Annotated in this window: 9 protein-coding genes and 1 pseudogene; 4 read left to right on the top strand and 6 right to left on the bottom strand. The window is 42.4% G+C overall.

All coding sequences use genetic code 11. The annotated features are described in order from the left end of the window. Positions 1–207: 207 nt before the first annotated feature. Positions 208–741, bottom strand: a complete 534-nt coding sequence (locus ACFE90_RS15665) for a GNAT family N-acetyltransferase (RefSeq protein WP_375502011.1) — start codon at positions 739–741, stop codon at positions 208–210. Positions 742–753: 12 nt separating this feature from the next. Further along, positions 754–1,326 carry a GNAT family N-acetyltransferase gene (locus ACFE90_RS15660; RefSeq protein WP_375502009.1) on the bottom strand — a complete coding sequence of 191 codons (573 nt, stop codon included), beginning with the start codon at positions 1,324–1,326 and terminating at the stop codon, positions 754–756. Between the two features lie 54 nt (positions 1,327–1,380). Here ACFE90_RS15660 and ACFE90_RS15655 point away from each other — a divergent pair, with 54 nt between their 5' ends. Then, entirely contained in the window at positions 1,381–3,261 is a 1,881-nt protein-coding gene (locus ACFE90_RS15655) for an ABC transporter ATP-binding protein (RefSeq protein ID WP_375502007.1), read from the top strand. 138 nt (positions 3,262–3,399) lie between these two features. On the opposite strand, the gene ACFE90_RS15650 is transcribed toward ACFE90_RS15655, so the two are convergent. From ACFE90_RS15650 to ACFE90_RS15640, 3 genes are all read right to left on the bottom strand, one after another. Continuing rightward, positions 3,400–4,035, bottom strand: a complete 636-nt coding sequence (locus ACFE90_RS15650; protein ID WP_375502005.1) for an acetoacetate decarboxylase family protein — start codon at positions 4,033–4,035, stop codon at positions 3,400–3,402. 252 nt (positions 4,036–4,287) lie between these two features. Continuing rightward, entirely contained in the window at positions 4,288–6,189 is a 1,902-nt protein-coding gene (gene dnaK / locus ACFE90_RS15645; protein WP_375502003.1) for a molecular chaperone DnaK, read from the bottom strand. Between the two features lie 670 nt (positions 6,190–6,859). Then, positions 6,860–7,678: an SDR family oxidoreductase gene (locus ACFE90_RS15640; RefSeq protein WP_375502001.1), complete on the bottom strand. Its 819-nt coding sequence runs from the start codon at positions 7,676–7,678 to the stop codon at positions 6,860–6,862. Positions 7,679–7,979: 301 nt separating this feature from the next. Between ACFE90_RS15640 and ACFE90_RS15635 the strand changes: the two are divergent. From ACFE90_RS15635 to ACFE90_RS15625, 3 genes and pseudogenes are all read left to right on the top strand, one after another. Continuing rightward, positions 7,980–8,230, top strand: a pseudogene (locus ACFE90_RS15635) (sensor histidine kinase); the annotation flags it as partial. A 198-nt stretch (positions 8,231–8,428) separates the two neighbouring features. Next, positions 8,429–9,889, top strand: a complete 1,461-nt coding sequence (locus ACFE90_RS15630) for a sensor histidine kinase (RefSeq protein WP_375501999.1) — start codon at positions 8,429–8,431, stop codon at positions 9,887–9,889. Positions 9,890–10,557: 668 nt separating this feature from the next. After that, positions 10,558–11,226: an AIM24 family protein gene (locus tag ACFE90_RS15625; protein WP_375501997.1), complete on the top strand. Its 669-nt coding sequence runs from the start codon at positions 10,558–10,560 to the stop codon at positions 11,224–11,226. 188 nt (positions 11,227–11,414) lie between these two features. On the opposite strand, the gene ACFE90_RS15620 is transcribed toward ACFE90_RS15625, so the two are convergent. After that, the gene (locus ACFE90_RS15620; protein WP_375501995.1) at positions 11,415–12,911 is read right to left on the bottom strand and encodes a DICT sensory domain-containing protein; all 1,497 of its coding nucleotides are present in this window, start codon (positions 12,909–12,911) and stop codon (positions 11,415–11,417) included. Between the last annotated feature and the right edge of the window lie 147 nt (positions 12,912–13,058).

Here is a 13,058-nt window from a genome sequence, read left to right as displayed (position 1 = left end):
TTAAATAGAAAAATGTGATATATACTCATACTTACAGGATATGTATAAAGTAATTAATACAAATAACCTAGTAGAACGCGCAGCTATGCGTCCTTAGCAAAGACCTAAAGCATATATTCTCTATAGCTTTATTGAGTTTGCAGCAGTGGTTTTTATCTGTAGCAGTTGGTTCGCCCATGATTCTGTGGGCTGCGGGATCTGATAGTTTTAAGATTGCGAAATGTAAAGGGAATCATCTGGCTGCCATTCTGTATGTAAGACAGCGTAGTACACTACCTCATGGCTGTAATAGGTAGCATTCTTTCCGTACTTCATCCCTACCTTTTGAATCACACGCACTGAAGCGATATTTTCTGGATGTGCAATCGCTACTATCCGATCTAGCTTCACTTCCCAAAATCCAAACTTTAAAGTTGCAAGAGATGCTTCAGTTGCTAGTCCCATGTTCCAATAGGACTTGTCAAACACATAGCCAAGCTCAACTTCTTTTGTATTTTCCAGAAACCCAAGTCCACAACGGCCAATCATTGTACCAGTTTCTTTGTGTATTACTGCCCACATCCCAAAGTTGTGTTGTTGCCACTGTTGGATATGTTTGCTTAAACTTGCCTGGGTTTGTTCCCTTGTTCTTGGCGACAGATACTTCATGACTTCTGTATCACTGTAGAGACAAAACAGGTAATCAAAGTCATTTAGATTGAAGTGCCTTAGTTGCAGCCGCGCAGTTTCGATCTCAGGCATAATTACCCCAATTCAAATTTGCAAAATGTAAAGAGAATCATCCGCTCGCCATTCGGAACGACCCAGAGCATAATACGCTACATGTAAGTTATAAAACTGAGCATTTTTTTCGTATTTCAACCCGCATTTCTCCATCACACGACGCGAAGCTGTATGTTCTGGTGCAGTAATGGCGACGATACGATCTAGCTTGACTTCCTCAAAGCCATACCTCAAACTTGCCTTTGCGGCTTCGCTGGCAATTCCTTGATTCCAATAAGCTTCATCTAACCGATAAAGAACTTCGACTTCAGGGCTATTGGGTAAAAAATTCAGCCCACAATGACCAATTAATTTGACGGTAGCTTTTTCGACTACAGCCCATACACCAAAACCGTGCTGTTGCCAGTGTTTAATAAAAAATTGTAATGTTTCCTGCGTTACTTCTTTTACCTGATCTTTAGGTATAGGCCCTCTGGGTGAATACCTCATAACTGCTGGGTTGCTCAAAATGTGAGCAAGTTCATCCAGGTCTTGAGGAGTATAGGGTCTTAGTAACAGTCTTGCAGTTTCTATCTCAGGCATGGTATCAGAGTAGGAAGACAAACGCTACTTTAAACATGCGTATTTTTTTACAAACATTAATATAATGCTCTTACTATGAGCATCTATCAATCTCTCAAAAAATCTTATACGCAAGATCGTCGGAGTGAAAATGACTGGCGGTTGTTTTTGCGTTTAGTGCCTTATGCGCGTCGTAACGGACGGCTATTGGCGCTATCAATGGGCTTACTTGTACCGATCGCCCTAGCTAATGCCGTACAACCACTGTTGATTGGCCAAGCTATCTCCCTAATTCGCAATGAACCAAGCACTTACGAATTTCTCAGGAATCGCCCCATGTCCGAAGGGCTAAATATCCTGGAGGGATTATTGTTAGTTGCGATCGCAAGCCGACTGATTTTAACAGGCTATCAGGGTTATTTAGTACAAAAGCTAGGGCAACAAATCACCGCAGCAATTCGCCAAGACTTATTCCAGCATGTGACATCGTTAGCAGTACGCTTTTTTGACCGCACACCTGTAGGTAAATTAATCACCAGAATCACCAGCGATGTGGAAGTCTTAGGCGATGTCTTTTCTACTGGGGCAATTGGCATTGTGTCCAATTTATTTTCCATGCTGGTGATTTTGGGTTTAATGTTTTCCATCGAATGGCAACTTACTTGCTTGCTGCTAGTGATGTTGTTACCAATTAGCTGGTTAATAGTTTACATTCAGCAACAGTACCGCAAAGCCAATTACAAAGGGCGGGAAGAACTTTCTATATTGAACTCACAGTTACAAGAAAATGTAGTTGGCATTAACGTAGTGCAGTTGTTCCGTAGGGAAAAATTTAATGCCGAATTGTTTCGCGCCACAAACAGCCGCTACACTCAGCAAATGGATAAAACCATCTTTTATGATTCATTTATTTCAGCCACCTTGGAATGGATTGGTCTGATTGCGATCGCAGCTGTTTTGGGCATGGGTGGTTCGTTACTATTAGGAAAAAGTTTAGCTTTTGGGACTTTATCTGCATTTATCTTGTACGCCCAGCGATTATTTGATCCTTTAAGGGATTTTGCCGAAAAATTTACGGTCATTCAAGCAGGTTTTACTGCCATTGAACGCGTAGGCGATATATTAGATGAACCGATAGAAATCCGCGATCGCGCCAATGTGCGCTTCTCAATATTTGATGCAAAATTTGGCTACATAGATGAGATCGTTGCAAATCTAGAATCTCCAAACCTGATTTCCCCGCCTGAACTGGGAGAAATCCGTTTTGATCATGTCTGGTTTGCTTACAAAAATGATGATTACGTCATTAAAGACTTAGATTTTACCATTCATCCAGGTGAAAAAGTCGCATTAGTCGGCCCCACAGGTGCGGGTAAAAGTTCAATCATCCGTCTTTTGTGCCGCCTCTACGAACCCACCCAAGGACGTATTCTCATAGATGGTGTAGATATTCGGGAAGTACCACAGGCAGAACTGCGGCGCTACATGGCAGTAATTTTCCAAGAAGGCTTTTTGTTTGCTGGCGATGTTAAAAGCAACATTTCTTTAGGAGATGGTTATACCATTGAACAGATTCAACAAGCAGCAGAGCAAACCAACATTGCCCAGTTTATAGAAGAACTACCCCAAGGGTATAATACTCAACTGCGAGAACGGGGCACAAATATTTCTAGTGGTCAAAAGCAACTATTAGCATTTGCGCGGGCTGCCATTCGCAATCCTCAAATTTTGGTACTAGATGAAGCTACCGCTAGTTTAGATGTTGGCACAGAAGCTTTAGTTCAAGAGGCATTAAACCAGCTTTTGTTCAGACGTACCGCGATTATTATTGCTCACCGCCTGTCTACAATTCGTAATGTAGACCGGATTTTTGTTCTAAAGCGCGGCGAATTAATTGAACAGGGAAGCCACGATCAACTAATACAACAAGGAGGGCTTTATGCCACTTTACATAACTTGCAGATGTTGGGAAGTTAGGATATTTTCAGAATAATCCCAAGGCTCAACCTGGAAATTGCTTAGTACAGCTTGGCGTAAATTCAGCTAACATCTCAATTAACAAGACTTAAAGCAATATACCCTTGTTAAAGCTAGGCAAACTTCCGCCTTGCAGCGCTAGATATTCATTTGGCCTACAACGTTTGGCGCATCAACCCGCAAACTCATCTGCTCACAACGCACAGTTAACCAAGCCTGACCTAAACCTATTCCAGAAAAAGGACTTTCGGCGGGGATTTCTAACTTAGAACCAATCAAACCCAATACAGACTCAAATTCAGCAGGGAATATCAGCAAATCAGTACCCTTGACGCCAAAAGCAGAGGCACTTAACCACTGTCTCCATGCCAAGCTTTGTTGATTATAGTTAAGACTACACAATTTTCGGTTTCCCTGATGCACAGTAACATGCTTTCCTTGTTCCCAGGTAAACTTTGCTAGTTCCTTTGGTAGTCCCCAAATTTCTCGACCACCAGCCACCGAATCAGCATTATCTACATAAATATGGGAAATCCAACCACCGATTTTTCTTTGGTAATTAACCACAGCCGGGGCAACAATTAACTCGCTGTATTCCAGTACCGAGCCTGACCCATAATGAGATAAATACACACTAGCGAGAGTTTTACCAGGCCATACAGAAATAATTTCTAACTCTAAGGGAATCAAAGGGCGCACTTGGTCAACATTTACCAAATGCAGAGTTTGGATAGCATAGCCCTGAAGTGTCCAAGGTGCTTGTGGATATGGCATAAGGGAGTTAAAAGTTGAGAGTGAGGAGTTAGGAATAAAGTTAAGAATTAAGATTAAGAGTTATCAATATTAGTTCTACTCAAACTTCAAACTCCTGTATAGACGCGATTAATCGCGTCGTACTCCTAACTCCTAACTTCAAACTCCTAACTTTTAACTCATAACTCCTAAAAAAAAATCCCCACTCAGGGATTTGCCTGAGTGGGTGATATGAGGTGAGACTAAATAATCTTCCCAAAAGATGTAAGGGAATTATTTGCTCTCTGTAAAATCAGCGTCAATTACATCGTCGCCGCTACCACTAGATGTGGAACCACCATCTTGGGGTTCAGCACCAGGTGTAGCACCGCCACCAGCTTGTTGATAGATGTTGCTACCAACAGCAAATAGCGCTTGTTGCAATTCTGGCGTGAGCTTTTTGATTTGCTCATCGTCTTCTTTAGCAACTGCTTCCCGCAGTTCTTTTACCAAACCTTCGACTTTAGTCTTGTCAGCAGCCGGAACTTTATCGCCTAATTCTTGTAGCTGCTTTTCAGCTTGGTATGCCAAAGAGTCGGCTTGATTCTTGCGTTCAATCTTCTCACGACGTTCTTTGTCAGATGAAGCGTTTTGTTCAGCTTCTCTTACCATCCGGTCAACGTCATTTTTATCCAAGGTGGAAGCGCCGGTTATGCTGATGGACTGTTCTTTACCAGTACCTTTGTCCTTAGCGGTGACGTTAAGGATACCGTTGGCGTCAATATCGAACACCACTTCAATTTGAGGAACGCCGCGTGGTGCAGGAGGAATACCATCGAGGCGGAAGGTTCCCAAGCTCTTGTTATCGTTAGAGAATTCGCGTTCACCTTGGAGGACGTGAATTTCTACGTTGGTTTGTCCATCCACAGCAGTGGAGAAGACTTCTGATTTCTTAGTGGGAATTGTGGTGTTGCGGGGGATAATTTTGGTCATCACGCCGCCCAATGTTTCAACACCCAAAGATAGTGGTGTCACGTCTAACAGCAAGATGCCAGTTACATCACCAGCCAGTACCCCAGCTTGAATAGCTGCACCAACTGCTACGACTTCATCAGGGTTAACGCTTTGGTTGGGGTCTTTACCCAATACCTGCTTCACAATCTGTTGGACTGCGGGAATGCGAGTAGAACCACCAACTAACACCACTTCATCAATATCGCCTTTGTTTAACTTTGCATCGCGAAGGGCGTTTTCCACAGGAATACGGCAACGGTCGATTAAGTCAGAGCAAAGTTCTTCAAACTGAGCGCGAGTTAGGGTTGTATCCAGGTGCTTGGGCCCATCCTGGGTTGCAGTGATAAATGGTAGGTTGATTTCTGCTTGGGTAACACTAGAAAGCTCTATTTTGGCTTTTTCTGCGGCTTCAGTCAGACGTTGTAAAGCTTGCTTATCTTTCCGTAGCTCAATGCCTTCGGCTTTCTTGAACTTCTCAGCTAAGAAGTCAACTATTTTTTTATCGAAGTCGTCACCACCAAGGTGGGTATCCCCAGATGTGGCTAGTACTTCAAAAACTCCATCTCCTACTTCTAGCACGGATACGTCGAAGGTACCACCACCAAGGTCAAACACGAGGATAGTTTCGTTACTCTTCTTGTCAAATCCATAAGCCAAAGATGCAGCTGTCGGCTCGTTGATAATCCGTAGAACTTCAATCCCGGCAATTTTACCAGCGTCTTTTGTCGCTTGCCGTTGCGAATCGTTGAAGTATGCCGGAACAGTGATTACAGCTTGGGTTACAGTTTCACCCAGATATTTGCTGGCATCTTCAACTAGTTTGCGAAGAACTTTTGCAGAAATTTCTTCAGGAGCAAACGGTTTACCAACTATCGGACAATCTAATTTGACATTGCCATTGCTGCTGAGGACTTTGTAAGAAACTTCCGTAGCTTCGTTACCAACTTCATCGTAGCGGCGTCCGATAAAGCGTTTGACTGAGTAAAACGTATTTTCGGGGTTCATCACCGCTTGGCGTTTGGCGATTTGCCCAACCAAGTTGTCGCCATTTTTCGCAAATGCGACTACTGATGGCGTTGTCCGAAAACCTTCAGCATTAGCAATTACTGTGGGTTTACCACCTTCCATCACTGCCACGCAGGAGTTCGTTGTTCCTAAGTCAATTCCAACTACTTTTGCCATTTTAGGTGCTGGCTCCGTATAACTACAAATGAATGAATGAGAATATAAATGACTAAATTTTGAACCAACAGGGTCAATAAATCAGCCAGTTCAGCATGAATACCTTTGTTTTGGCTTTTCTGGGGTTAAAACTCCAGATATGCTGATATATATACTGAAGCTTAGTGGTAGCCAGTCCATGAAGGGTGGTTTCCCGAACCTTGCTTAGGACGGTTAAACTAACTAAATAGTTTTTTTAGTTATTTCATGGATTTATTGCCTTCACTCTGTCTAATGTATGGGAATTAATACTTTCAGTAATTAGGGTGAACCGTAACGGTAGAGTCGTGTTTGCCGCCTTTAGAGATAATAAGTTACAAAAGTACCGAAAATAGAACAAAATTAAAAGGCGCGTAGGCGAAGCCCACCGCAGGCATTGCCTCAGTTAGGACTTACGCACTGTAGAAATGCATCGTGATGTGCATTACCTAAAATAGGAAGTTTTCAGGCTTTTCTTAATTATCCTGCGATCGTAAATAGACTATGCTGTGCCCTTACGAAAGATATGGTTTTTAACCTTAATTCATATTTGGTATTTCTTGTCAATGCGTAAGTCCGATCAGTAATTCCGTATTAATCGACAATATTTTGGTATTGGGCATTGGGCATTGGAGAAAATACTACTCAGCACTTACTCAAGCCCAGAGAAAAGAGTTTCCCAGTTAATAGCAGGCGGTCTTTGTCCCTGGTTGACTATTTCAAAAATTTTCCTGGAACTACTTGGGTGTAAAAGACATTCTACGCAAGCGTTTGCTACATCAATCCGACTGGTATCACCCGAAAGTGTATCCCCAGTGCCTACAACAACACCGTATTTACCTCCAGTTTTTGCTTTCAGTAGAGTGTTGAGGTCGTATGAGGTATAAGGCCCATCAATCAGGCGTCCTGGACGGATAATGGTGTAGGGTAATCCTGAGTTAATAATGGACTCTTCGCCCTTCTGTTTGGCATCCAACACGCCAAAAGCATTAAGAACACTAAAAGGGAACTGATTTTTACGCTCAATTCCGCAAGAAGAAACGAAAACGAACCGCTTCAAATTGCGGGGTGCTGCTGCCACTAGGTTGCTCACACCTTGGGCATCGACCTTTGCCGGACTATTCTTTGCTTTTGCTTCACTAGATTTGGGGTTAAGGAAAGTGATGCCCCATTCAATCAAGTTTGGGGGTTGGTCAAACTCCCATCGGGCAGAGGGAAAGGCAGTGGTTCCAGTACAACTGATGATGTGGCTTATATCTTGCGTTGCGGCTGGCAGTGTAGCTGGCTGGCGGATGTCACCAACGGCAATTTCCACTCTCTGGTTAAACATTTCTTCAGCTTTTGCGGCATTGCGTGTCAGAACCCGAACTTTCAAACCCTTTTCTAGTAACTTGCCTACCACCAGTTGCCCCACTCCACCAGTCGCACCAGCAACTAGTACCAAATCTTCAACTGAATTAAAAGAAGTCATAAAGTGCCTTTGAGATGGTCTATTGTTAATCTACTCAAAAAATGCGATCGCCTACGGCGCATAGCTCCAAATTAAAGATTTGGCTAATGGCTGTTGACTCTGTAGCTTCCAGGCACACATGTGGGAATTTTAAAATCAGGGCAAACTCCCCAAAACTGAATTAACGCAGTAGCCAGCACTTGAGGTTTCGAGCAAGGAATGAAAATTAGTCAAAAATTAATTTCGGGAATTCTAGGAATAGCTACTCTCTCAGTAATTACTGGTGCGATTAATGCTCATCAACAATTGAAGATAGCTAAGTATCATTCGGATTGCTGATAATGGATCAGGAATTTCAGAAGAAATCCAGTCGCGTTTATTTGATCCTTTTTTCACCACAAAACCAGTTGGTAGGGGAACTGGTATGGGATTATCGATCAGCTACCAGATAATTACTGAAAAACATGGTGGATCTTTTCACCGGGAGAGGGTGCAGAGTTTGTAATTGTAATCCCCGTTCAAGAAGCGAAATCAGCACAATCATCAATCTGCGATCGCCACGCCTATGGCTAAAAGTCAGTGCCAATGTTTTTCAGTCCCTAAGTGCGTAGGCGTAGCCCGTCGTAGACATCGCACTTAGAGGGGAAATTGCGCCCGAATTGTTCGGTTCTACCACTGTCGTCATTACACAAATAGCTATAACCTCTTAGGTAGTAGTGAAATGTCTACCTAGACGCTGTTAGTCGCTCTTGAATTAAGGGGTGAAAGCCTGTGTACAAATGGATATTGCCAAGTCTGAGCGAAATCTTGGCTGAAAATCAATCAAGTGTAGCTGAATGTTCACCTGCTAAAGCAGAGCGGCAGTGGCGTGTCAGTCTAGCAGCGACAGAACATTTGCTATTAAATACTTTAGCATCTGATTCGGTTGACACAACCCAAGGATTAGTTTTAGCTGCACCAGCACCCTTATTTAGTCAGCCAAAACTAACTCAAAGCTTACAAACAGTAACTTTTACCGCAAAACCATTTAACCCTTTGGCGCTGATGCCATTTCAGATGCCAGATGCAACCGCGTCTGTAAATGAAGAAATCGCTCCCCATGAATCGGTACTTTCGTTATTACCTGCCGATCCTCTGGGGACAGAACAGTTCTGCTTGGTTTTTACAGATAAATTTAGATTAGTACTGGTTTTAGCAACCCACAAAAACGGTAAAAAAACCTTTTCATTCTCTTTTGAGCCAGAGGTAGTGCAGCAGGCTTGGCGATCGCTAGGAGCAAGAGTCATGCTTGCTAATCCAGAATTTTTTGCCCGTCTGGATACTTTAGTACAAGAGTATTCTCCGGTTGCGCCAGATTGCCGCATCATGATTCAGTTTAGCCAGTTGTTGCTTCAGGAATTAACAGAAGCAGAAGAGACTAAGGACTCTTTACTAGGAACTGGAGACAAGGAGGACAAAGAGAATAACCCATGTCTAATTCCCAAAACCGAATCCCCAAATCCTGATGTGGAATTGCTCCAAGCTTTCGCTCACGAAGTCCGCACACCTTTAACAACTATTCGCACCATGACTCGCTTACTGCTGAAGCGGCGAGACTTAGATGCTAGCGTGATCAATCGCTTAAAAATTATTGATCACGAGTGTACCGAACAAATTGATCGCATGGAGTTGCTCTTTAAAGCAGCGGAATTGGAAACTACTACCTCAGCAAAATCGCCAAAAACTCAACTCACGCCGATGTCTTTAGATCAAGTGTTGCAGCAGAGCATTCCCCGTTGGGAACAAGCAGCGCATCGGCGGAACTTAACTTTAAATGTTATTTTACCCCAGCAACTACCAACTGTAGTAAGTAATCCGATGATGCTGGATCAGGTACTCACTGGTTTGATAGAAAATTTCACTCGCAGCTTACCTGCTGGTAGCCATATTCAAGTACAAGTTATCCCGGCGGGAGATCAACTTAAGTTACAATTATCGCCCCAATTTGGGTGCAGAGATTCAAGTAAAGCCGCCATACCTGCAACCCCACCAATTCGCAAAGCTCTAGGCCAATTGTTGATGTTCCAACCAGAAACGGGTACGATTAGTTTGAATATCGCCGCAACCAAGCATTTATTTCAAGCGATCGGCGGCAAACTGATTGTGCGCCAGCGTCCACACTATGGGGAAGTTTTGACGATTTTCCTCCCTCTAGAAGTTAGCAATAAACATCAATTTGGAGCTAAAGCTTAGGAGTGAAGATTCATTAACTATTTTTCAAAATTATAAATATTCACTCTAAATTAACCTGAGTTCGATAAACCTCTCCCTGGCTTTATTATGTAAAGCCAGGGAGAGGTCTTTTTATTCGACTAATTTATACGGACATAATATAACCCAATACAGTTTAGTTAAGCATTTCTTTTTTCTCTTCTTTCTTCTCTTTGCGTCCTTGGCGGTAGCCTGCGGCAAGCCCTCCGGGTGACGCTCCTAACGTCGCTAACGCTGCGCTAACAGCAGTCGCTCATGGGGGAAACCCCCAAGAGCACGCTGCTTCACTGCTTTGCGTCTACGTTCAAAAAATTGGTTTTGATAAAGAGTTTTAGCGTTAATTGAACCGTATTGCAATATAACCCGTAGAACTCACGCCAAATTAAACAGTAGATGAGTAGATATAAAACACAATAATAGATCCCCAACTTTTCAGATAATTCGGATATCTATTTACTAAGAATTTTATGTTTAATTACGTTGACCTATTTTTTTTTGAACACAGATAATTCATCTTCATCAAATAGACTTTGTTTAACAATCTAATTAAATTTTTCTGAATTGCCATCTGTAAAAATAGATGTCAACAATGTATATAAATTATGGTTAATAACCAAGTACACATTTCTGCAAACATCAAAAGAAAAACTATGGCAAGTTTTGAAGTAATCGAGAAAGAAGGCTTACGTTTAGTCAAGGTAACTTTACAAAACGAAACAGTCCGAACTGAATCTGGTGCTATGTACTATATACGTGGCAACATTCAGATGCAATCTAAAGCCCCTTCAGCAGGCGGGTTTTTAAAATCCCTAGCCACGGGAGAAAACATTTTCCGTCCGACATATACAGGCACTGGTGAATTATATTTAGAGCCTTCTTTATCGGGATATCACATTTTAGAATTAGACGGTAGTGAATGGATTTTAGATAGTGGCGCTTATTGGGCTAGTGATGGCAGTATAGAAGTAGGAATTGAACGCAACAAATTTGTATCAGGCTTAATTGGTGGTGAGGGATTGTTTCAAACAAAAGTCAAAGGCAGGGGTACAGTAGTGATGGCAGCACAAGGCCCTGTAGAAGTAATAAATTTACGAAATGACCGATTAGTTGTCGATGGAAATTTTGCGATCGCTCGCACAGCTAGCTTAAATTATCGCGTTGAAAAAGCTACCAAATCTCTTTTAGGTTCGATGACTTCTGGTGAGTTTCTCGTGAATAGTTTTGAGGGAACTGGTACTGTATTGCTGGCTCCTGTACCTTATTGGCAAGTTATGATGCTCCGCCAAATTAGCGCCGCGCTACCAAAAACTTCTAGCTAAGAATCATCGGTAAGCTTAACTCATCGTAAGTCTTCCGGCACGCTTTTGTGATCGCTAATTTTCTTGAATTTCCATGAGGAAATCTAGTTATTAGTCATTAGTAGTAATGACTAATGACTAAAATTTTTATAACTCAAATAGGATTGCTATAGCACCACAAAGTTAACTCAGGGGATAATTGTAACTCATCACTCATTTTCTATTGCGATCGCTTTTGGGGTATCGCCAACGCTTGGCAGTTGTACTGTAAATGTGGAACCTTCATATAATTTACTTTTCACAGAAATAGAACCGCCAGAGCGCACCAGCAATTGCTGTACAATTGTTAATCCCAACCCAGCACCACCATAATCTTCATTGGCTGCTGTACGCACACGATAAAATCGGTCAAAGATTCTAGGAATCTCGCTTTCGGCAATACCGATACCTGTGTCGCGGAATTCTAATTGGACATAATCGCTTTGAATTCGGGCACGCACCCATACTTCACCCCCATTAGGAGTAAACTTAATGCTGTTATGCAGCAGACTAATCACAATCTGCTTCAGCCCACCACTCACACACCAAATAGATGGAAGTTCAGTGGGTACGGTGTAGGCTAGCATAATTCCTTTTTCTTGGGCTAGAGGTTGGTATGTACTAACTACTCCAGGCACAATCTCTGAGAGTCGCACCGACTCTAAAGGTGTTCCTTCTAAATTACGTTCCAGCTGCACCAGTTCCAACAAACCAGTAATCAGGGAATTTTGCTGATCGCACTGGGTATTTAACATCTGTAAATAACGTTGTCGCTGGGGGGGTTTAAGATTAGGGGAATTCAATAATGAAAGTGCTGTCTTCATGTGCGTCAAGGGTGTACGCAATTCCTGACACACATTTTTTAGGTATTCATCTTTTAGTTGCTCTTTGTTTTGTAGTTCTTGATTTTGCTGCTGCAACTTGGTAGTGCGTACTGCGATGATTTGACGATTAATTTCATCTTGTCGCAGTAGTTGTTTTGCAAACAGTTGATTCATCAGTGCGCCTTGGGGCGCAGTTGGACAAGTAAAATCAACAGAAATTGGGGATGATTCTGGCGTAATCGCTTGTTCTATACCATCTAATACTTGCTGAATTACTCTCCCTTCAAGACTATTTATAATTAGTAACGGCTGGTTTTTATTAGTATTTACCTTCCCTGATGTCTTATTTTTGTGTTTTTTAAGTGGTCGATGAGCCAAAATTAAACTGCAAAACTGGGGCGATAACACCATCAGAAAGTTTTCCCGTCGCATTTGGCTATCTGGTGATAGGTGAACGGGGACATGATGAGGGAATGAGGGGGATGAAGAAGATGAGGAAGATGAGGAAGATAACAGGGTATTTTCTTCCCCTGCAACGCCAGCTCCCTCATCTTCCCCTGCTTCCCCATTTCCCCCTTTTTCACTCTCGTCAATCTGGCAAGTATAAATGAGATTAGACCCACCTACCAAGGATTGATAACGCGCTAGTTCTGATTGCCAAATTTTTTCTGGTGGTAGCTTTACCCATAAAGTGGCTGCAATTTGCTGCTCAATTAGTAAGTCAATTTGCGCTCTCACTAGTGATAGCAGAGTAGCAGGACTGAGGGACAATGGTTTAGGGGGCGCTTGCACTCCCATAACTAGTTGATAAACAGACAGATCCTTAGCCAGAGAAACATTCATGAGTCAAGTACAACTTGGATGAAGCAAGAAATAACTCTGTCTTCGATTTTCACCTTTATGTGTGCATTTTTTACAAAATTCCTACGGAAATAAACATTAACTATAAAAAACTACATCTACAAGGGGGCAGGGGGCAGGGAGCAGGGG

The organism is uncultured Nostoc sp. (assembly GCF_964245445.1).
In the GTDB taxonomy this organism is placed as follows: Bacteria; Cyanobacteriota; Cyanobacteriia; order Cyanobacteriales; family Nostocaceae; genus Nostoc.
This window is presented reverse-complemented; position numbering and strand designations above follow the sequence as displayed.